The following is a 19,847-nucleotide window of genomic DNA, read 5'->3' on the forward strand; positions in this document are numbered from 1 at the left end:
TGCCCATGACCACCCCGACCCCTGACGTGGCCGTGTATGTCGGCCGCTTCCAGCCCTTCCACCTCGGCCACCTCGCGTTGCTGAAGCACGCGCTGGAGATCGCGCCCACCGTCGTGCTCGTGATCGGCTCGGCCTGGCAGGCGCGCACGCCGAAGAACCCGCTGACCTGGCAGGAGCGCGCCGAAGTCGTGCGCCTCGCGCTGAACGAGGAGGAGCGCGAGCGCGTGAAGTTCCTGCCCATGCGCGACCACTACGACGAAGCCCGCTGGGTGCAGGCCGTGCAGCGCGGCGTGGCCGACCTGTGCGGCGAAGCGGCGAGCGTCGCGCTCGTCGGCCACTACAAAGACGCGACCAGCGAGTACCTGCGCAGCTTCCCGGGCTGGACGGTGATCTCGGTCGAGCGTGTGCCGGGCGCCGACGGCACCGGCCTGCGCGACGCGCTCTATGCGGCCGGCGCGCACAACATCGACGCCACGCTCGCCGCCCTCGTGGGCCAGGCGCCGCCGAGCACGCTCGACTTCCTGCGTGCCTGGGTGCGGCTGCCGCACTTCGACGCGCTCTGTGAAGAGTGGTGCCTGCTGCGCGAAGAGAAGGCCAAGTGGGCCGGCGCGCCGTACCCGCCCGTCTTCGTGACGGTGGATGCGGTGGTGCGCTGCGCCAACCACGTGCTGCTCATCCAGCGCGGCAAGGCACCCGGCAAGGGCCTCTATGCCGTGCCGGGCGGTTTCATCGAACAGCGTGAGACCGTCTACCAGTCCTGCCTGCGCGAGCTGGAGGAAGAGACGCACCTCACCCTGCTCGACCTCACGATGCGCGCGAGCCTCGTCGACGTGGCCGTCTTCGACCACCCCGACCGCAGCCAGCGCGGCCGGGTGATCACGCACGCCCACTACTTCGACCTCGGCGAGCGTGAGCTGCCCGAAGTGCAGGCCGACGACGACGCGCAGTCGGTCGAGTGGATGCCCATCGCGCGGCTGGCGACGATGGAGGATCGGTTCCATGACGATCACTTCCACATGCTCGATCACTTCCTCGACTTGACCGAGACATGAGCCGGCGCATGAGCGGTGGGGAGGCCTTCCCCCGCCCCTACACCACCGTCGACGTGGCGATCTTCAGCGTGCGCGACGACAGCTTGCAGGTGCTGCTCGTGCAGCGCCCATCCGACGCGGGCGAGCCCTTTCCCGGCCAGTGGGCCTTGCCCGGGGGGTATGTCGACGTCGAGCGTGACGACTCGCTGCTCGACTGCGCACGCCGCAAGCTGCACGAGAAGACGGCCGTTGCGAGCCCCTACCTCGAGCAGCTCGGCAGTTGGGGCAGCGCCACGCGCGACCCCCGCGGCTGGTCGGCCACCCACGTGTATTTCGCCTTGCTGCCGAGTGGCGACTTGACGCTCGCCAAAGGCGCCAACGCGGCGGACGTGGCGTGGTTCGAGGTCGAAGCGGCGTTGAAGAAGCGCCCGCGTCTGGCCTTCGACCACTACGAGCTGTTGCGCGCCGCCGTCGAGCGGCTGCGCAGCAAGGTGGAATACACCTCGCTGCCCGCCTTCCTGCTGCCCGAGCCCTTCACCTTGCCGCAGCTGCAGCGCATGTACGAGGTCGTGCTGGGCCGGCCGGTCGACAAGAGCGGCTTCCGCACCCGCATGTTGGCGGCCGGCTTTCTGCAGGAGGTGGGCGTGGTGCCGAGCGAATCGAATCGGCCGCCGATGGGCTACCAGTTGAAAGATCGGAAGCTGCCGGTCTTTTTTCCACGCACCTTCAGCCCTCGCGCTGACGATTGACCAAGCCCGGCGAAGCACGGGCTCATCGAGCAACCCCTCACGGATCGGGCTTTGCCCGGCCGTCGAGGGGGCGCCCCTCGGGGGCAGGAGCGAAGCGACTGGGGGGCGTCTTCACGCCTGCCAGACGCCCCAGCCCTTCTCGCGCAAGCCGATCGCCAGTTCCACCTCCATCTCCTTCGCGCCCTCATACGGCATTGGGTTGTAGACCTCGTATACCTGCGGCAGCAGGCGCAGCCCGTGCTCCTGCACGTAGCGGTTGGCCTGGAGGCCGGCCTTGTGCTTGTCGAAGCGCACGTCGGGGTCGAGGCCGGTCATGCCGACGTAGACGAAGGGTTTGCCGAGCTGGTAGTCGGGGTTGGCAGCGCGGAAGCGCGCGTGGTTCCACACGCGGTCGTCGAGCTCCACCACGTAGACGTGGTAGTGGTGCGAACGCGGCGTGGTGCTGGTGGAGGAGCGGGCTTTGCGCGGCATGGGCGTCCCTACAATTCTCGCGCCTCACTTCCCTGGGCCTCTCCTACGAGCTCACACGATGCCACGCGCCTCCAAACCCAAGACCCTCAGCATCCGCGACGTGGCCGAACTGGCGGGTGTGTCGCTCGGCAGCGCGTCGCGGGTCATCAACAAGGTGGCCAACGTGAGCGAGGCCACGCGCGAGAAGGTGGAGCGCGCCATCGCCCAGCTCGGCTACCGGCCCAACCACGCGGCGCAGTCGCTGCGCCTGCGCAGCTCGCGCACGGTGGGCTGCCTGCTGACCGATGTGGCCAACCCGCTCTACGCCAAGCTCTACCGCGGGCTGGAAGAGCGCCTGCGCCCGCACGGCTACATGATGCTGCTCGCCAACAGCCTCAACCAGGCCGAGCGCGAGATCGAGATCCTCTCCACCTTCGTGAGCCGCGGCATGGACGGCCTGCTCATCGCCCCCGGCAACGAGCGCGACCGCGAGGTGCTGGCGGCGGTGCGCTCGCTGCCGGTGCCCACCGTCATCCTCGACCGCGACATGGACTCCCCCACCGACAGCGTGCTCTTCGAGCATGTGCCCGGCGTGAAGAACCTGGTGCAGTACCTCGCGGGCCTCGGCCACAAGCGCATCGCGATGGTGTTGTCGCAGTCGCCCAACCGGCCGATCCGCCGCCGCACCGAGGGCTACCGCATGGGCCACAAGCTGGCGAAGCTGGAGGTCAACGAAGAGTTCATCGTGCACCTGCCGTCCGCCACCAGCTCGGCCTTCGAGGCGGTGAGCACCTTGCTGCGCCGCACCGACCGGCCGACCGCGCTGCTGGTGATGGGCACGACGATCCTCAACGACACGCTCAACGCCATCGGCGCGCAGCGCCTGCGCATCCCCGACGACGTGTCGGTGGTGTCCTTCGGCGACCCCGATTTCGCGGCGGGCCATGCGCCGGCGATCTCGTCGCTGCGCATCGACCTCGAGAAGGCTGCCGACGAAGCCACCGCGCTGCTGCTGGCCCGCATGCGTGGCGACGACGGGCCGCCCAAGAGCGTGACGCTGGTGAGCGACTTCATCCCGCGCGGCTCGTGCGGGCCGGCGCCGAAGAAGACCTGAGGCCTTTCGTGCGCGCGGCGCGTCAGGTCTCGCCGCGCGACAGGCCGACGAAGCTCACGAGCGACAGCGCGCCCATCGCGGCGACCAGCAGGCCGAGCGCCACGCCGCCGTGGATCGGCAGGCTCACCACCATCAGGCTGCCGAGCGAGCCGGCGGCCATGCGCAGGCAGCCCGAGAGCGCCGACGACGAGCCCACGAGCATGGGCGACACGCTCATGCTGCGCAGCATCGCGTTGGGCATCAAGAGGCCGTTGCCCAGGCCGAAGAGCAGCATCGGCACGGCGATGCAGGCGGCCACGTCGCCAAACACCCCGCCCAGCAGCGCGACGAGGCTGCCCGAGGTTGCCAGCAGCAGGCAGCCGGCCTCGATCAGCCGGCGTGGGGTGACCTGGCCGGTGAGCCGCGAGACGATGAAGTTGCCGATGACGTAGCCGATGGGCGGCAGCGCACCGTAGACACCGAAGGCCGCCGCGCTCACGTGCAGCTCGCCGATCAGCAGGGCCGGCGCCTGGGTGTTGTACGCAAAGATGCCCAAGGCACCGATGGCGATGGGCAGCGTGTTGGCCATGAAGCGGCGGGTGCGCAGCAGCTCCACGTAGCCGGTGACGAGCCGCCAGCCGCCGTGCGTGTTGCGGCGCTCGGCAGGCAGGGTCTCGACCAGGCCGCGCAGCGAGGCGGCCAGCAGCACCAGCCCGAGCAGCGAGAAGAGCAGCAGGTTGGCGCGCCAACCGAAACTCTGTTGCACCAGGCCGCCGACCATCGGCGCGACGATGGGCGCGATGGCGATGCTCATGCCCAGGTGGGCGCTCGCGCGGGCGGCGTCTTCGTCGCTCATCGCGTCGCGCACCATCGAGCGCGTGAGCACCATGCCGCCGCTCGCGCCGATGCCTTGTGCGATGCGCGCGGCGATCAGCCACTCGATGGTGGGCGCGCACCAGGCGGCGAGACTGCCGAGAAAGAAGACCACGAGCGTGACGAGCCCCACCTGCCGGCGCCCGGCGCGGTCGCTCCAGGGGCCGACCACCAGCATGAAGGCTGCCATCGCGGCGAGGTAGGCGCTGACGGTGAGCTGCACCTGGCCGATCGGCACGCCGAAGTCGCGCGCCATCGCCGGCAGCGAGGGCAGGTAGGCGGAGGAAGAGAAGAGGCCGACCGCGGGCAGCGCGCTCAGCAGCCAGAGGGGGGCGATGCGGCGGTCTGTGGTCACTGCACGGTGAGCACGATCTTGCCGAAGTGCGCGTTGCGCGCCATGTGGGCGAGGGCCTGCGCGGCGTCGTCAAAGGGGAAGGTGCTGTCGATCGGCAGGGCGAGCTGGCCGGCCGCGAGGGCGGGGCCGAGGTCGGCGCGCATGCGGCGGTTGATCTCGCGCACCTCGTCCACGCTGCGGGTGCGGAAGGTGACGCCGATGTAGTGGATGCGTTTCAGCGCGTGCAGGTCGAAGTCGAACTCGGCGCGGGTGCCGGCCAGTCGCCCCACGTTGACGATGCGGCCGAGCACGCGCGCGGCCTTGAGGTTCTGGTTGGCCTGCGCGCCCGAGAGCTGGTCGACGATGAGGTGCACCCCCTGGCCCTCGGTCGCATCGAGCAGCCGTTGCGGCCAGTCGGCCTGCGTGGTGTCGACGGCGAGCTGCGCGCCGAAGTCTTTCAGGCGCTCACGGCGGGTCGGGGTGGTGGAGCTGCCTGCCACGAGGCCCGCGCCCATGAGCTTCGCGATCTGCAGGCCCATCAGGCCGACGCCCGACGAGGCGCCCTGGATCAGCACCGCCTCGCCCTGCTGCAGGCGGCCGTTGGTGACCACCGCGTCGAGCATGGTCTGCAGGGCGACGGGCAGGGTGGCGGCTTGCTCGAAGCTCATGGACGTTGACGGGATCGGGATGACACGGCCGAAGTCCGACACCGCGTACTCGGCGAAGGCACCACGGCCGGAGCCCATCACCCGGTCGCCGGGCTTGTATTCCTTCACGTTGGCGCCGCAGCGCACCACCTCGCCGGCCACTCCATGCCGAGGCGTGTGCCCGGGCCGCCTTGCGCCCCGTGCGCGTGGCCGGCGGCCATGCCGAGGTCGGCACGGTTGAGGCCGCAGGCGCGCACCTTCACCAGCACCTCGTCGGGCCCCGGCTCGGGGATGTCGACGTGTTGGATCTGCAGGCCTTGGGCGCCGGCCTGGACGGCGGCTTTCATCGTCTTGCTCATGTCGACCTTTCTAGCAGGTGGCGGCGGGCCGAGCGCCGGGCCGCTCCCAAGCCGGCCCGCATCCCCTTGGGGGATCGACCGATGTACTCATCGGGCGAGGGGTTGTCATGTCCTGATGACGCCGATGCTCAGCCCGCCATCGGCCAGCAGCGCATGCCCGTTGACGTAGGTGGATTCGTGGGAGATGAGGAAGAGCGTCGCATACGCCACCTCCCAGCCGGTGCCCTGGCGGCCGAAGGGCACGGCCAGCGCGCGGTTGGGGCGACGGCGGCTCGCGTCGCGGCCCATCGGCGTGTCCATCAGGCCGGGCAGCACGGCGTTGCAGCGGATGCCCTTGGGCTCACCGGCGACGGCGATGGCGCGTGCCAGCGAGACCTGCGCGGCCTTGGCCGATTCGTAGGTCGGGTTGCGGCTCGCGTTGCGCAGGCTGGCGAGCGAGGACATCAGCACGATGCTGCCGCCCGGGCTCATCAGCGGCAGCGCGGCCTGGCTGAAGAACATGTGGCTCTTCACGTTGACGCCGTATTCCTTGTCCCAGGTCTCGGGCGTGATGCGGTCGAACGGCAGGCCATGCGAGATGCCGACGTTGAGCACCAGGCCATCGAGGCCGCCCATCGCCTCGGCGGCTTGCGCCACCAGCGGGGCGATGCCGGCGGTATCCAGCACGTCGGCCACGAAGGCGTGGGCCGTGCCGCCTTCGGCCGTGATCTGGTCGACGGTGGCCTGCACCGCCTCGGCCTTGACGTCGACACACGCGACCTGCGCGCCTTCACGCGCGAAGAGCACGGAGATGGCGCGGCCGTTGCCGATGGGCGGGTCTTCTTCGGGAATGACCCGCTGGCCGGCGCCGATGACGAGCACACGGCGGCCTTGTAGTCGGCCGCGGCCGGGGGCGTGGCCGAGGGTCTCGGGGTGCAGGGCGCGGCTCGGGTCGAGGTCGGTGGGGGCGAGGTTCATGGGGTTCCTTCTGCGTGGAAGTCAGCAACCCGTTCGGGCTGAGGTATCGAAGCCCTGCATGGCCTGAGCGGGCCTTCGATACCTCAGGCTGAGCGGTTGTGTTTACTTGATCGTGCCGGCGGGTTCGATGTCGACCTCGAAGTTCTCGAGGAAGCGGCTCACCAGCATGTAGAAGCCGATGGTCAGCACCAGCTCGGCGGTCTGGCGGTGACCGAAGCGTTCGGCGACCTGGTTGAACAAGGCATCGGGCGCCTTCACCTCGCGGAACACCACGTCGGTGAACTCGAGCACCAGCTTCTCGTCGGGGGTGAGCACCGAGGTGTCGGCGCCGACTTCGAGCGCGGCGATGGTCGCGTCGCACATGCCCACGTTCTTCGCCACCCGCTTGTGCTGGTGCACCTCGTAGCTCGCGTTGCTCAGGATGCCCACGCGCAGGATGGCGATCTCGCGCAGCTGCGAGTCGAGCTCGTTGTGGCGCAGCAGCGCGCTGCCGAGCGCAAGAAAGCCCGAGGAGGCCGCGTCGCCCGCGTGCGGCAGCATGCGGTAGAGGTTGAGCGGGTTGCGCGAGGCGAGCAGCGCCTGGTACTGCTCGCTCGCCTGGCTCATGTCGAAATAGGGAATGCGGGCCACGGAGGCTCCTTTGTGATGATGTTGTGGAGGCAATGCTAGCGCAGGAGTGAAACGTTTCATTTCGGGCAAGCCCGGGCCCGGGTTGTCCGCTGCGGGACACAATCGGCGCCATGAGCGCACCCCACCCGTCGTCGTCGACCGCCACGCTGCACGAGCAGCCGGATTTCCAGCGCTTTGCCGCCCGCCTGGGCGAGGTGCTGGCGAGCGACGACTTCGCGAAGCTGGTGCTGGCCAAGCCGCTCGCGGCGGCGGGTGACCTGCAGCGTGTGACGGCGCGGCGTGTGGTGCTGCGCGGCGAGCGGGTGCTCTCGCTCGTCTACACGCACGCCACGCGCGACATCACCAAGAACCACCCGCTCGATGAAGGCCAGGCCGTGCTGCTCGGCCTCGTGGGCACGCAGTTCGGCAATGCGCACCTCTTCCATGCGGACGAGGAAGTGCAGCTGGCGGTGAGCAAACGAGGCCGCTGCACGCTGGCCACGCACCGGGCCACCGCGCCGCAGGCCGCGTCGTCAGGCCACGACCGCGAGAAGCAGCGCTGGGTCGACGTGAACCGGCCCTTCCTCGTTGAGCTCGGCGTGACCACGCGCGACCACCAGGTGGTGCCGGCGATGGCGCGCAAGTGGAAGCAGATCAACAAGTTCGTCGAGGTGTTCGCGCATGCGTTGGAGCGCTCGCGCCTGGCCGACGCGAAGGCGCTGCACGTGATCGACTTCGGCTCGGGCAAGGGCTACCTGACCTTCGCGCTGCACGACTGGCTGCGCCACACGAAACACATCGACGCGCAGGTGACCGGCGTGGAGCTGCGGCCCGACATGGTGAAGCTGTGCAACGACGCCATCGCGCGCCTGAAGCTCGAGGGCCTGCGCATCGAAGAGGGCGACGTGCGGCACTACCAGCCCGCCGAGCTAAACGTGATGATCGCGCTGCACGCCTGCGACACGGCGACCGACCACGCGATCCACCTCGGCCTGCGCGCCGGGGCCGACATCATCCTGTGTTCACCCTGCTGCCACAAGGAGCTGCGCCCGCAGCTGCTGAGCCCGCACCCGCTCGCGCCCATCCTGCAGCATGGCGTGCACCTGGGCCAGCAGGCCGAGATGCTGACCGACGGCCTGCGCGCGATGCTGCTCGACGCCTGCGGCTACGACACGCAGGTGTTCGAGTTCGTGTCGCTGGAGCACACGCAGAAGAACAAGATGATCCTCGCGGTGAAGCGGGCGCAGCCGCGCTCCAACACCGAGGTGTTGCAGCAGGTGCGCGAGGTGAAGGACTTCTACCGCGTACAGCAGCAGTGCCTGGAGACGCTGCTCAAGGCCGACGGGCTGCTGCCGGCCTGATTCACTTCGACGCCACACCCGAGGCCGCCGCCGCGCTCTGCGGCGTGGGCACCACCTGCCCCGGGGTGTCGCTCGGGCCCTGGCCGGGCGGGATGTGCGGCAGCCGGTGGGCGATGCCCTTGTGGCAGTCGATGCAGGTCTTCTCTTTGTTGGCGAGGTAGGTGCTGTGCATCGCCTGCGCGCGCTGGCTCTGGCGGGTGAAGTCCATCGAGTCGTACTGGTGGCAGTTGCGGCACTCCAGCGAATCGTTGGCCTTCAGGCGCGCCCATTCGTGCTGCGCGAGTTCCAGCCGCTTGGCCTGGAACTTCTCGGGCGTGTCGATGGTGCCGAAGATCTTGCCCCACACCTCCTTCGAGGCCTGCATCTTGCGGGCCATCTTGTCGGTCCAGTTGTGCGGCACGTGGCAGTCGCTGCAGACCGCACGCACGCCGGAACGGTTGGTGTAGTGGATGGTGGTCTTGAGTTCGGCGAACACGTTGTCGCGCATCTCGTGGCAGCCGGTGCAGAAGGCTTCGGTGTTGGTCGCCTCCATCGCGGTGTTGAAGCCGCCCCAGAAGACGATGCCGCCGATGAAGCCGACGATGGTCAGGAAGCCGAGGCTGTAGTGGACGCTCGGGCGAGAGATGACATGCCAGTAACGCTTGAGCAGGTTGATCACGGTGTGGTCCTCTGGGGCGTCGTCAAACCTTGGAAACGGTTGCCGGTGATGGGGGACACCGGCTCCTGCGACACGTGGCACTGCTGGCAGAAGTAGCGGCGGGTGGAGATGCGGTCGAGTACCTTGCCGTTGCGGTCGACGTAGTGCGTCTTGCTCACCGGCACCGCGCCGCTGAACTCGGTCTTGTCACGCGCGTGGCAGTCGAGGCATTTGTTGAAGTTCTTGTCGATCTGGTAGCCGTCGACACGGTGCGGCACCACCGGTGGCTGCATGTCGTAGTTGCGCGGCATGCGGCGGTCGTCGTTGACGCTGTTGGTCAGGCGCGGCGGGCGGGTGCTGTCGGGGATGGGCGCCGTGCCGCGGGCGGCGTCGGTGAAGCCCGCGGGGGCGCTGGCAGGCGCGCTGGTGGAGGTTTGCGCCATCGGTGCGAGCGGCAGCGCGAGCGCCGCGGCGAGCAGGAGCAAAAAGCGTCGTGTCATGGCATCACACCTTCTCGATCTTGATCGCGCACTTCTTGAAGTCCGTCTGCAGGGAGATCGGGTCGGTGGCGTCGAGCGTCAGCTTGTTGATGAGCTGGCTGGCATCGAACCAGGGCACGAACACCAGGCCGCGCGGCGGCTTGTTGCGCCCCCGCGTTTCGACGCGGGTGTGCATGCGGCCGCGCCGCGAGCTGAGCATGACCTCGTCGCCGCGCCGCACGCCGAGCGCGCGTGCGTCTTCCGGGTGGATGTAGCAGACCGCGTTGGGCACCGCCTTGTGCAGCTCCGGCACGCGCCGGGTCATCGAGCCAGAGTGCCAGTGCTCCAGCACACGCCCGGTCGACAGCCAGAACGGGTACTCCTTGTCGGGTGCTTCCGCCGGCGGCTCGTAGGGCAGGGCGAAGATGACCGCCTTGTTGTCCTTGTGGCCGTAGAACTGGTAGCCGGTGCCCGCCTTCACATAGGGGTCGCTGCCTTCCTTGTAGCGCCAGCGGGTCTCCTTGCCGTTGACGACCGGCCAGCGCAGGCCGCGCACCTGGTGGTAGGTGTCGAAGGGGGCGAGGTCGTGCCCGTGGCCGCGGCCGAAGGTTGCGTATTCCTCGAACAGGCCCTTCTGCACGTAGAAGCCGAAGGCCTTCGATTCGTCGTTGGCGTAGCCGGCTTCGATCTGCGAGGTGGGGAAGGCATCGACCTGGCCGTTGCGGTACAGCACCTCGAAGAGTGTCTTGCCCTTGACCGACGGCTGCTTGGCGATGAGCTCGGCCGGCCACACCTCCTCGATCTTGAAGCGCTTGCTGAACTCCATCAGCTGCCAGAGGTCGCTCTTGGCTTCGCCCGGTGCGCTGACCAGCTGGTGCCAAAAGTGCGTGCGCCGCTCGGCGTTGCCATACGCGCCTTCCTTCTCGACCCACATCGCGGTCGGCAGGATCAGGTCGGCGGCGACGGCGGTGACGGTCGGGTAGGCGTCGGACACGACCACGAAGTTGGCCGGGTTGCGGTAGCCGGGGAAGCCTTCCTGCGAGAGGTTGGCCGCCGCCTGCATGTTGTTGTTGACCTGCACCCAGTACGCATTGAGCTTGCCGTCTTTCAGCATGCGGTTCTGCAGCACGGCGTGGTAGCCCGGCGTGGTGGGGATGGTGCCCTGGGGCACCTTCCAGATTTCTTCGGTGTGCTTGCGGTGCTCGGGGTTGGCCACCACCATGTCGGCGGGCAGGCGGTGCGAGAAGGTGCCCACCTCGCGTGCGGTGCCGCAGGCGCTCGGCTGGCCGGTGAGCGAGAAGGGGCTGTTGCCCGGCGTGGAGATCTTGCCGGTCAGCAAGTGGATGTTGTAGACCATGTTGTTGGCCCACACACCGCGGGTGTGCTGGTTGAAGCCCATGGTCCAGAACGACATCACCTTGACCTTCGGGTCGGCGTACAGCTCGGCCAGCGCGAGCAGCCGGTTGGCCGGCACGCCCGAGAGCTTGGCGGTGTACTCGAGCGTGTAGGTCGACACGAACTTGGCGAACTCGTCGAAGCTGCTCGGCTTGGCGCCGCCCGCGTCCTTCGCGTTCTTCGCCGCCACCTGCAGCGGGTGCTCGGGGCGCAGGCCGTAGCCGATGTCGGGGTTGCCCACCTTGAAGGTGGTGTGCTTGTCGACGAACTCGCGGTTCACACGCCCGGTGCTGATGATGTGGTGGGCGATGAAGTTGAGGATGGCCAGGTCCGTCTGCGGCGTGAAGATCATGTTGATGTCGGCCAGGTCGCACGAGCGGTGCTCGAAGGTCGACAGCACGGCCACCTTCACATGCGCGGCCGAGAGGCGCCGGTCGGTCACGCGGGTCCACAGCACCGGGTGCATCTCGGCCATGTTGGAGCCCCAGAGCACGAAGGCGTCGGCCGCTTCGATGTCGTCGTAGCAGCCCATCGGCTCGTCCATGCCGAAGGTGCGCATCATCCCGGCCACGGCCGAGGCCATGCAGTGGCGTGCGTTGGGGTCGATGTTGTTGGTGCGGAAGCCCGCCTTCATCAGCTTCAACGCGGCGTAGCCTTCCCACACCGTCCACTGGCCGGAGCCGAACATGCCCACCGCCGTCGGCCCCTTTTCCTTGAGCACCTTCTTCCACTGCGCGGCCATGGTGTCGAAGGCCATGTCCCAGCTCACGGGCTGGAACTCGCCGTTCTTGTCGTACTGGCCGTTCTTCATGCGCAGCAGCGGCTTGGTCAGCCGGTCTTCGCCGTACATGATCTTGCTGAGGAAGTAGCCCTTCACGCAGTTGAGGCCCTTGTTGACCTCCGCCTGCACGTCGCCGTGGGTGGCGACCACGCGGTTGTCCTTCACGCCCACGGTCACGCCGCAGCCGGTGCCGCAGAAGCGGCAGGGCGCCTTCGACCATTTCACGCTCGGGTCGTTGGGGGCGGCGGGTTGCTGGGCGTTGCCGGGCAGCGGCACGCCGGCCACCATCGCGGCGGTGGCCGCGGCGGTGTTGCGGATGAAATCACGACGGACGATGGCCATCGGGCACCCCTTCTCTTTCGTTGTTCGGTTCAATCAACTGGTTCATGGCCTCCAGGCTGTCGATGGCCTGGTAGACGACGGTGGCGCTCAGCACGCCGGGCAGGCGCTGGATGCGGCCGATCTGGCCGAGCATCTCGTCGGCGGTATCGGTTTCGAGGGTGACGACGAGCTTGCCGCCTTCGGTCACGGCGTGCACCTGGGCGCCGGGCAGGGCCTCAAGGGCGGCGGCGATGCCGGGGGCGCGTTTGGCGGTGGCATGCACCACCAGGCTCGTGATGTGGAGTTCGGGGTCGGCGACGACCATGATCGGCTCCCGTTCAACCGCCCGGCGGGCCGGCGAACATCTGGAAGACCCAGACCAGGAAGCCGTAGCCGGCCACGATGCCCACCGCCAGCACCGGGGCCATCACCACCGACAGAAAAATCAGGCTGCGCCGCTCCTGCGTTTTGACGGACGGCCCAGAAGTTGTCTCGCTCATGCAGCTTCTCCTTGGTGCGCACTGTCGCGTGGACTGTCAACCGCGGGCTTGAGCCCCGTCAACAAAACGCTAGCTCGCACCAGGGGTGTGCACGAAGAGCTTGCGCTCAGCCCCGGAAAAGCGCATGAAGGGCGTCGATGCTTTCCGGCCCATACGACACCGAGCCGACCGGCACGCGGTGGCCCACCGCCTCCAGCACCTGCGCCGTCCAGGTCGGGCCGAAGCCGCCGCAGAGCTCGATGAGCTGCACCCCGTCGGCCACCATCGCCTGGGCCACGGCCAGGGCCTGCGACGGGGACGACACGCCCACCGACAGCATCTCGAACGCTGGCGACCGCATCACCTGGCGGTGGCGGGTGGGGTCGAGCTGCGAGCCGGTGACGATGAAGCCGAACTTGCTGAGTGCCATGTGAAATCCTTCCCAAGCTTGTGAAGGCACCATTCTTGGGAACGCTGATACTCGCGTCCAAGACCGTTGGGGACTGAGTTCAGACCATGGGCGTCTCATCCGTGTTGGACCTGCAGCAATTGCGCTACTTCGTTGCGGTGGCCGAAACGGAGAACGTCGGCCAGGCGGCCGAGCTGCTGCACATCTCGCAGTCGCCGCTGTCGCGCCAGCTGCAGCAGCTGGAATCGCGGCTTGGGCTCACGCTCTTCACCCGCGAGAAGAAGCGCTTGAAGCTGACCCCGGCCGGGCGCGAGTTCCTCGCCGAAGCGCGGGCCCTGCTCGCACATGCCCAGCGGGTGCAGCAACGGGCGGCCGACGTGGGCCGCGGCAAGGTGGGCACGCTGGTGGTGGGCTACGTGGCCGGCGCGGTGCATGCCGGCGTCATCGGCAAGGCCTTGCAGGCGCTGCAGCAGCAGGTGCCGGGGGCGCGCATCCAGTTGCGCAGCCTGGCCTCGGCCGACCAGTTTGCGGCGCTGCAGCGTGGCGAGCTGGACCTCGGCTACACCTATGCGGCACCGCCGCACGAGTCGGGCCTGGCGAGCTGCCTGCTGCTGGAAGAGCCCTTCCGGCTCGCGGTGCCGGCCGGCCATGCGCTGGCGACGGCCGAGGCGCTCGACCTCGACGGCGAGCCGCTGGTCGCCCCGCTGTCCTGGCCGGCGCGCGAGGAGTTGCTGGCCGCCTGCGCGACGCTCGGCTGGACGCCCGACGTGCGCTACGAAGCCGCCGACCCCGCCGCCGCGCTGGGCCTGGTGGCCGCCGGGCTCGGGCACGCCTTCGTGCAGAAGAGCCTGGCGCCGCCCGCGGGCGCGCCGGTGGTGCTGCGCGAGCTGCCGCAGGCCTTTGCCTTGCGCTTGCAGATCCACTGCGTGCACCAGGGTTCTCCCTCACCCTTGGCGCATCGCTTGATGATGGTGTCGTAACGCTTGCGACACCCTCGGCGCTGGCACCTCGCCAGAATCGCCGGCATGACAAACCGAGTCCTCGCGCACACCGGCGCCACCGTCCCGATCCTGCAGGCCCCGATGGGCTGGATCGCCCGCACCCCGCTTGCCTCGGCCGTGTCCCGCGCGGGCGGGCTCGGCATCATCGAGACGTCTTCCGGCGAGACCGAGAACTGCCAGGCCGAGATCGCGAAGATGCGTGCCACCGGCCTGCCCTTCGGCGTGAACCTGCCGATCCGCTTCCTGAAAGACGACGCGATGCTCAAGTTCGTCTGCACGAGCGGCGTCAAGTTCGTGACGACCTCGGCCGGCAGCCCGGCCAAGTTCATCGCGCCGCTGAAGGACGCGGGCATCGTGGTCTACCACGCGGTGCCCACGGTCGACGCGGCCATGAAGTGCGTCGACGCCGGCATCGACGGCCTGGTGGTCGAAGGCGCCGAAGGTGGCGGCTTCAAGAACCCGGAGGAGGTGTCGACCCTCGTGCTGCTGCAGGCCATCCGCGCGCGCACCGAGGTGCCGCTGATCGCGGCCGGCGGCATCTGCGACGGGCGTGGCATGGCGGCGGCGTTTGCGCTCGGCGCCGAGGCGGTGCAGATGGGCACGCGCTTCGTGAGCTGCGCCGAGAGCCCGGTGCATGCGAACTACAAGCAGGCCATCGTCGACGCAAAAGACACCGGCACGCTGGTGCTCAACAAGAAGTCGACGCCGTGCATCCGCGCGCTGAAGTCGCAGCGCACGCTCGCGATCTATGAAGAGGGTGTGATGGCGCCCGATGCGCTCAAGGGCATCCGCAGCGTCTACTTCGACGGCGACATGGAGGCCGCACCGGCCCTGGCCGGCCAGAGCGCCGCGCTGATCGACCGCGTGAAGACCGCCAAGGAAATCATCGACGAGACGGTCGCGCAGTTCTTCGAGATCACGTCGCGGCTGGGCGGATTGGCGCAGCGTCGTTCGTTCGGCTGATCTCCGACTCGAGCGTCGGCTCGCCGCGGCGCGAGCCGTGGCTGTGCGCATAGACCCAGGTGAACTCGGCCCCCAGCAGGAAGATCTGCGCCGAGTAATACACCCACACCAGCACCACCGCCAGTGAGCCGGCCGCGCCGAAGCCCGAGGTGATGCCGCTCTTGCCGATGTAGAGGCCGATCAGCAGCTTGCCGATGGAAAAGAGCAGCGAGGTGACGGCGGCGCCGATCCACACGTCGCGCCACTCGACTTTCACGCGCGGCATGATCTTGTAGATCATCGCGAAGATGAGCGTGACGAGACCGAAGCTCACCAGCAGGTTGACGGCCTGCAGCGTCACCTCCCAGGCGCCGAAGAGTGGCGCCCACCAGTGGCCCAGTGCCGACAGCGCCGCGCTCACCACCAGCGAGACCATGAGCACGAAGCCGATGCCCAGGATCATCCCGAACGACAGCACGCGGGCGCGCAGCAGTGACCAGAGGCCGCTGCTGCGCTGGCGCACCGGCGCGCGCCAGATGCGGTCGAGCGCGTCCTGCAGTTCGGCGAACACGGTGGTGGCACCGATCAGCAGCACCACCACGCCGACGAACGTGGCGAACACACCTTCCTTCGGCTTGGCCACGCTCTCCAGCAGCCCCTGGATCGCGACCGCGCCTTCTTCGCCCAGCATGCCGCGCAGCTGCGCAAAGATCTCGCCGCGCGCCGCTTCGGCGCCGAACACCAGGCCCGCCACCGACACGACGATCAAGAGCAGCGGTGCTGCCGAGAAGGTGGTGTAGTAGGCGAGGGCTGCGCCCATGCTGGGCGCGTAGTCGTTCTGCCAGGAGACGGCGGCCTTCTTGGCCAGCTGCCACATCGCGGTGAGCTTCATGTCAGACGCGCTCCGCGATGTCCTTCATGTCACGCGAGCTGGATGGCCTGGTCGCTCGGCTGCGAGATGTCGCGCAGCGTGTGGTCGAGGTCTTCGCTCTCCTGCCGCGTGGCCAGGTCGCCCAGCGACACGATGCCCACGATCTCGCCTTCGCGGTTGAGCACCGGCAGCCGGCGCACCTGGGCCTCGCCCATCAGATGCGCCACGTCGTCGATCTCGTCGTGCTCGGTGCAGGAGAGGGTCTGCTCGCTCATCACGTCAACCACCAGCGTCTCGTCGGGCCGCTTGTTGTAGGCGGTGGCGCGCACGGTGATGTCGCGGTCGGTCACGATGCCGACGAGCCCCTGGCCGTCGTAGACGGGCAGGGCGCCCACGTCGAGCCGGCTCATCAGCTCGGCGGCGCGCTGCAGGGTTTCGTCGGGGCGCACCACCACGACGTTGCGGGTGATGACGGAAGCGATCTTGGGCATGGGGTTCTCCTCGTGGAATGTCGGCTCAGTATGGAAAGCGCTTCGCGGCCGGTCAGTCGGCGCGGGCCGCCGGGTGGTGTGGGAGCCTTCTGACAGCTCTGCGAAGATGCGCGCCACCAGAGATCAGGAGGAGGCACACATGAACCTTCGATGGGCGCTGCAGGCCCTGGCCGACACCCACGGGCTCGACGATTCCCAGCGGCGCCGCCTGCTGGCCCTCGGTGGTGTGGGGCAGCAGCCTGCGCAACTGGCACCCTGGCTGCCGCGCGGCCTTGCGGTGGTGACCGCGGCGCTGGTGGGCCTGGGGGTGGTGATGTGGATCGCCGCCAACTGGGACACCCTCGGCCGCATGGGCCGCTTCGCGCTGCTGATGGCACTCGTCGGCGCGACGGGCCTGGGTGCGGCGCTGCGGCCCGGGGCGCGGCCGGCGCTCGGGCTGCTGGCCTTCCTCGGCGTCGGCGCCTTGTTCGCCTACTTCGGCCAGACCTACCAGACCGGCGCCGACCCGTGGCAGCTCTTCGCGCTGTGGGCCGCGCTCGGCGTGCCGCTGTGCCTGGGCGCGCGCAGCGACGTGCTGTGGGCGCCGTGGTCGCTGGTGGCGATGGTGGGCATCTCGCTCTGGACCCATGCGCACCTCGGGCACCGCTGGCGCGTGGAGCCCGGGGACCTGACGGTGCACGGCCTGGCCTGGATCGCCGCGCTCTGCGTGGTGGCGGCCTTGAGCGCGCCGATGCGGCGGGTGACGGGCGCGGGGCTCTGGGGCTTGCGCACGGCAGCGACGCTCGCGGTGGCAATGGTCACGGCCACCGCGCTCGGCGGCCTCTTCCACCAGGAGGTGCCGGCGCACTACGGGCTCGGCCTGCTCGTGCTCGGCGTGGGCGCGGCCCTCAGCGCGCAGCGGCACAGCTTCGACGTCTTCGTGCTCAGCGCGGTCGCGCTCGGTCTCAACACCCTGCTGGTGAGCGGGCTGGCCAGGCTGCTCTTCCGCGACCTGGACGGCGACGAGATCGGCTCGCTCTTCGTGCTGGGCATGGCGGCAGCGGGCCTGCTGGCGGGCACGGTGAGCGGCATCCTCAAGCTCTCGCGTCGCCTGGCGCACGGCCCCGCGCAGGAGGCCGGCCATGCATGACGGCCTCGACGAGGTGATGGCGTGTGCCCGCGCCGAGCAGCTGCTGCCCGAGGGCGCCCTGCGGCCCGGCGGCGAGCAGCGGCCCTGGCCGGTGGTGCTGCTGACGGCGCTCGGGGCGTGGCTCGCGGCCGTGCCGCTGCTGGGCGTGGTGGGCCTGCTGCTCGAGCCCTTGATCAACAACCCGGTCGGGCCGTATGTCGTGGGCATCCTGCTGCTCGCCGGCTCGGCGGTGGTGCTGCGCTCGACGCAGGTGCCGCTCTTCGTGGAACAGCTGGCGGTGCCCGGCCTGTTGGTGGGCGGTGGGGCGCTGGGCTTCGGCCTCTTCGAGCACTTGCCGCATGCGGCGGCCTCGCTGCTGCTCGCGGCGGTGGCGGTGGGGCTTGCGCTGTCGCTGCGCCAGGCGTGGCTGCAGTCGCTGCTGGGCGTGGCGGCGGCGTCGCTGGTCGGGCTCTCGCTGATGGAGCCGCGCGGCTGGTTCCGCGCGCACACGGTCGAGCTGATGTGGACGGTGTGCCACCTGCTGCTCGCCGTCGCGTGGACCGCGCGGTGGTGGCCGGGGGTGTGGCGCGGTCGGGGCGCGGCGCTCGAAGCGCTGCTGTCGGGCTGGTGGCTCACGGTGCTGGTGGGCCTGGCCGCGCTGGCGGGCATGAGCTTCCTGGTGGGCGGTGTGATGGGTGGTGGCCTGGCGGGCGAGGTGGCGCGCGAGGTGGGCGGGGCACCGGGCCGGGCGCTCGGTGTGATGCAGGGCTTGCGGGTGGCGAGCGTGGTGCTGGCCCTGGCGGCGGTGGCGCAGCTCTGGGCCGCCTGGCCGGGCGTGCGTCATCCGGCGCTGGTCGGCGTCGCGGTGGGTGCGGCAGGCCTGTCGTTCTTCATGCCCACGCTGGGCGGTGCGCTCTTTGCGCTGGCCGCGCTGCTGGCCGAGCGGCGCTGGCGTCTGGCGGCCGTGGCCGGTGTGGCGGTGGCATGGATCGTCGGCGCCTTCTACTACGCGCTGGCCTGGGCGCTCGCCACCAAGGCGCTGGTGCTGCTGGGTGTGGGCGTGGCGATCGGCGCGATGGCGTGGTGGCTGCGCGCACCGCGCGAGCCGAAGGCGGTGGCCGCACCGCCGCCGCCGCTCGGCCGGCACGCGTGGTACGTGGGGGCGGCCACGGGCATCACCTTGCTGGTCGCGGGCAGCGCCATCTGGCAGAAGCAGGAGCTGATCGCGCGCGGCCAGCCGGTGTTCGTGGCGTTGGCGCCGGTCGACCCGCGCTCGCTGATGCAGGGCGACTACATGCGGCTCAACTTCTCGGTGCCCCGGGACCTGCTGGACGCACCGCCCTCGGCGACCGCCGAGCGGCCCAAGGTGGTGGCTCGGCGCGACGCGCGCGGCGTGGCCTCGCTCACACGGGTGCTCAAGCAGGGCGAAGTGCTGGCGGCCGATGAATTTTTGTTCGAGTTGACGCCCAAGGGCGGCGGCTGGATCCTCGTGAGCGATGCGTGGTTCTTCCGCGAGGGCGAGGCCGAGCTGTGGGCTAAGGCCCGCTTCGGCGAGTTCCGCGTGATGCCCGATGGGCGTGCGCTGCTGGTGGGCATGGCCGACGAGACGCTGCGCCCGATCAAGTCTGTGAAGGAGTGAGAAAGATGTCTGCGACCGATGCTGTTGTCGAGGCGCTGTTGAAAGCCCGCCGTACTTTGCAGCCTGCGGATGCCACGCCGCTCGCGAAGTCGCTCGTCGCGCCCGACGATGCCTACCTCGTGCAGACGGTGGTGGCCAACGAGCTGGGCTGGTTCGACGCCGACGGCGTGGCGCTCAACTGGAAGTCGGGTGGCGCCTCGCGCAGCGCGGGGCTGGGCCACTCGCCGCTGCCACCCACCGGCGTGTGGCCCAGCCCAGCCGACGCGCGGCCGTGGCCCTTCCGGCTGCGCCTGATCGAAGCCGAGGTCGCGTTGCGACTCGGCCAGGCGGTCGATGCCGAGCTGGCGGCCACGCTCGACGAGACGAACGCGCCGGCGCTGGTCGACGCCATGTGCGTGAGCATCGAGATCGTCGACTCGCGCTGGTTGCAGTCGGTGCAGGCGCCGCCGCTCTTGCGCCTGGCCGACCTGCAGTCGCACGGTGCGCTGGTGCTCGGCGCGTGGGTGCCGTTCGACGCCGGCCGAGACTGGTCGCAGCAACGCTGCGAGGTGCACATCGGCAGCGTGGTGCGCGAATTCCGCGGCACCCACACGTTGGCCGACCCGGCCTACGTGCTCACGGCCTGGCTGCAGCACGCCACCGCCGACGGCGCCACGCTGCCGGCCGGCACGGTGGTGACCACCGGCACCTGGTGCGGCGCGCTCGAGGCGCAGGCCGGCGATGCGGTGCGGGTGCTGTTCGACGGCATCGGCGAAGCGGCCGTCCAGCTCTGACCCCCGGTTCGAGAACCCTGTCGCGAAAGCGGCATGTTGCTTCGCAACATCTTTAGTA

The 19,847-nt window shown here is 69.4% G+C and carries 23 protein-coding genes; 9 read left to right on the forward strand and 14 right to left on the reverse strand.

Annotated elements, in window-relative coordinates:
- Positions 1 to 5 precede the first annotated feature (5 nt).
- Together KF892_16170 and KF892_16175 are read left to right on the forward strand one after the other, a co-directional pair.
- Positions 6 to 1,052, forward strand: a complete 1,047-nt coding sequence (locus KF892_16170; protein MBX3626557.1) for a bifunctional nicotinamide-nucleotide adenylyltransferase/Nudix hydroxylase — start codon at positions 6 to 8, stop codon at positions 1,050 to 1,052.
- Positions 1,049 to 1,780, forward strand: coding sequence for an NUDIX hydrolase (locus KF892_16175; GenBank protein ID MBX3626558.1), 732 nt, complete (start codon positions 1,049 to 1,051; stop codon positions 1,778 to 1,780). The genes KF892_16170 and KF892_16175 overlap by 4 nt, the downstream gene beginning before the upstream one ends.
- Before the next feature lie 111 nt (positions 1,781 to 1,891).
- Here KF892_16175 and KF892_16180 read toward each other — a convergent pair whose 3' ends face one another.
- Complete coding sequence (locus KF892_16180) at positions 1,892 to 2,251, reverse strand: hypothetical protein (GenBank protein ID MBX3626559.1); 360 nt, start codon at positions 2,249 to 2,251, stop codon at positions 1,892 to 1,894.
- 58 nt (positions 2,252 to 2,309) lie between these two features.
- Between KF892_16180 and KF892_16185 the strand changes: the two genes are divergently transcribed.
- Positions 2,310 to 3,344 carry a LacI family DNA-binding transcriptional regulator gene (locus tag KF892_16185; GenBank protein ID MBX3626560.1) on the forward strand — a complete coding sequence of 345 codons (1,035 nt, stop codon included), beginning with the start codon at positions 2,310 to 2,312 and terminating at the stop codon, positions 3,342 to 3,344.
- Positions 3,345 to 3,366: 22 nt separating this feature from the next.
- On the opposite strand, the gene KF892_16190 is transcribed toward KF892_16185, so the two are convergent.
- The 5 genes from KF892_16190 to KF892_16210 form a co-directional block, all read right to left on the reverse strand.
- Complete coding sequence (locus KF892_16190) at positions 3,367 to 4,551, reverse strand: multidrug effflux MFS transporter (protein ID MBX3626561.1); 1,185 nt, start codon at positions 4,549 to 4,551, stop codon at positions 3,367 to 3,369.
- Complete coding sequence (locus tag KF892_16195) at positions 4,548 to 5,327, reverse strand: zinc-binding dehydrogenase (GenBank protein ID MBX3626562.1); 780 nt, start codon at positions 5,325 to 5,327, stop codon at positions 4,548 to 4,550. Before KF892_16195 ends, KF892_16190 begins: the two co-directional genes overlap by 4 nt.
- The gene (locus KF892_16200) at positions 5,303 to 5,524 is read right to left on the reverse strand and encodes a hypothetical protein (GenBank protein ID MBX3626563.1); all 222 of its coding nucleotides are present in this window, start codon (positions 5,522 to 5,524) and stop codon (positions 5,303 to 5,305) included. The genes KF892_16195 and KF892_16200 overlap by 25 nt, the downstream gene beginning before the upstream one ends.
- A gap of 117 nt (positions 5,525 to 5,641) precedes the next feature.
- The gene (locus KF892_16205) at positions 5,642 to 6,493 is read right to left on the reverse strand and encodes an SDR family oxidoreductase (protein MBX3626564.1); all 852 of its coding nucleotides are present in this window, start codon (positions 6,491 to 6,493) and stop codon (positions 5,642 to 5,644) included.
- A gap of 102 nt (positions 6,494 to 6,595) precedes the next feature.
- Positions 6,596 to 7,123, reverse strand: a complete 528-nt coding sequence (locus KF892_16210; protein MBX3626565.1) for a carboxymuconolactone decarboxylase family protein — start codon at positions 7,121 to 7,123, stop codon at positions 6,596 to 6,598.
- 110 nt (positions 7,124 to 7,233) lie between these two features.
- On the opposite strand from KF892_16210, the gene KF892_16215 reads away from it, so the two are divergent.
- The gene (locus KF892_16215) at positions 7,234 to 8,463 is read left to right on the forward strand and encodes an SAM-dependent methyltransferase (GenBank protein MBX3626566.1); all 1,230 of its coding nucleotides are present in this window, start codon (positions 7,234 to 7,236) and stop codon (positions 8,461 to 8,463) included.
- A gap of 1 nt (position 8,464) precedes the next feature.
- Here the strand turns inward: KF892_16215 and KF892_16220 are convergent, their stop codons facing one another.
- The 6 genes from KF892_16220 to KF892_16245 all read right to left on the reverse strand — a co-directional run bounded on the left by KF892_16220 (position 8,465) and on the right by KF892_16245 (position 12,985).
- Positions 8,465 to 9,121: a cytochrome c3 family protein gene (locus KF892_16220; GenBank protein MBX3626567.1), complete on the reverse strand. Its 657-nt coding sequence runs from the start codon at positions 9,119 to 9,121 to the stop codon at positions 8,465 to 8,467.
- Positions 9,118 to 9,543 (reverse strand): nitrate reductase cytochrome c-type subunit, encoded by a 426-nt coding sequence (locus tag KF892_16225; GenBank protein ID MBX3626568.1) that lies wholly within the window; start codon positions 9,541 to 9,543, stop codon positions 9,118 to 9,120. Before KF892_16225 ends, KF892_16220 begins: the two co-directional genes overlap by 4 nt.
- A 61-nt stretch (positions 9,544 to 9,604) precedes the next feature.
- Entirely contained in the window at positions 9,605 to 12,097 is a 2,493-nt protein-coding gene (gene napA / locus KF892_16230; GenBank protein ID MBX3626569.1) for a periplasmic nitrate reductase subunit alpha, read from the reverse strand.
- Positions 12,078 to 12,401 carry a chaperone NapD gene (locus tag KF892_16235; protein ID MBX3626570.1) on the reverse strand — a complete coding sequence of 108 codons (324 nt, stop codon included), beginning with the start codon at positions 12,399 to 12,401 and terminating at the stop codon, positions 12,078 to 12,080. Before KF892_16235 ends, napA begins: the two co-directional genes overlap by 20 nt.
- A gap of 13 nt (positions 12,402 to 12,414) precedes the next feature.
- Complete coding sequence (napE, locus tag KF892_16240) at positions 12,415 to 12,576, reverse strand: periplasmic nitrate reductase, NapE protein (GenBank protein MBX3626571.1); 162 nt, start codon at positions 12,574 to 12,576, stop codon at positions 12,415 to 12,417.
- 106 nt (positions 12,577 to 12,682) lie between these two features.
- Complete coding sequence (locus KF892_16245; protein ID MBX3626572.1) at positions 12,683 to 12,985, reverse strand: hypothetical protein; 303 nt, start codon at positions 12,983 to 12,985, stop codon at positions 12,683 to 12,685.
- 86 nt (positions 12,986 to 13,071) lie between these two features.
- Here KF892_16245 and KF892_16250 point away from each other — a divergent pair, with 86 nt between their 5' ends.
- Together KF892_16250 and KF892_16255 are read left to right on the forward strand one after the other, a co-directional pair.
- Entirely contained in the window at positions 13,072 to 13,944 is an 873-nt protein-coding gene (locus KF892_16250; protein ID MBX3626573.1) for a LysR family transcriptional regulator, read from the forward strand.
- 45 nt (positions 13,945 to 13,989) lie between these two features.
- A complete protein-coding gene (locus KF892_16255) occupies positions 13,990 to 14,928 on the forward strand; it encodes a nitronate monooxygenase (GenBank protein MBX3626574.1) in 939 nt (312 codons plus the stop codon).
- On the opposite strand, the gene KF892_16260 is transcribed toward KF892_16255, so the two are convergent.
- Together KF892_16260 and KF892_16265 are read right to left on the reverse strand one after the other, a co-directional pair.
- Positions 14,882 to 15,799 carry a YihY/virulence factor BrkB family protein gene (locus KF892_16260; protein MBX3626575.1) on the reverse strand — a complete coding sequence of 306 codons (918 nt, stop codon included), beginning with the start codon at positions 15,797 to 15,799 and terminating at the stop codon, positions 14,882 to 14,884. The two genes, KF892_16255 and KF892_16260, sit on opposite strands and share 47 nt — an antisense overlap.
- A 29-nt stretch (positions 15,800 to 15,828) precedes the next feature.
- A complete protein-coding gene (locus tag KF892_16265) occupies positions 15,829 to 16,269 on the reverse strand; it encodes a CBS domain-containing protein (GenBank protein MBX3626576.1) in 441 nt (146 codons plus the stop codon).
- 139 nt (positions 16,270 to 16,408) lie between these two features.
- Between KF892_16265 and KF892_16270 the strand changes: the two genes are divergently transcribed.
- Genes KF892_16270 through KF892_16280 form a run of 3 tightly spaced genes read left to right on the forward strand, consistent with a single transcriptional unit; the run spans position 16,409 to position 19,789 of the window.
- Positions 16,409 to 17,398 carry a DUF2157 domain-containing protein gene (locus KF892_16270; GenBank protein MBX3626577.1) on the forward strand — a complete coding sequence of 330 codons (990 nt, stop codon included), beginning with the start codon at positions 16,409 to 16,411 and terminating at the stop codon, positions 17,396 to 17,398.
- The gene (locus KF892_16275) at positions 17,391 to 19,016 is read left to right on the forward strand and encodes a GDYXXLXY domain-containing protein (protein MBX3626578.1); all 1,626 of its coding nucleotides are present in this window, start codon (positions 17,391 to 17,393) and stop codon (positions 19,014 to 19,016) included. Before KF892_16270 ends, KF892_16275 begins: the two co-directional genes overlap by 8 nt.
- A gap of 5 nt (positions 19,017 to 19,021) precedes the next feature.
- The gene (locus KF892_16280) at positions 19,022 to 19,789 is read left to right on the forward strand and encodes a fumarylacetoacetate hydrolase family protein (protein MBX3626579.1); all 768 of its coding nucleotides are present in this window, start codon (positions 19,022 to 19,024) and stop codon (positions 19,787 to 19,789) included.
- Positions 19,790 to 19,847 lie beyond the last annotated feature (58 nt).

This window comes from Rhizobacter sp. (assembly GCA_019635355.1).
In the GTDB taxonomy this organism is placed as follows: Bacteria; Pseudomonadota; Gammaproteobacteria; order Burkholderiales; family Burkholderiaceae_C; genus Rhizobacter.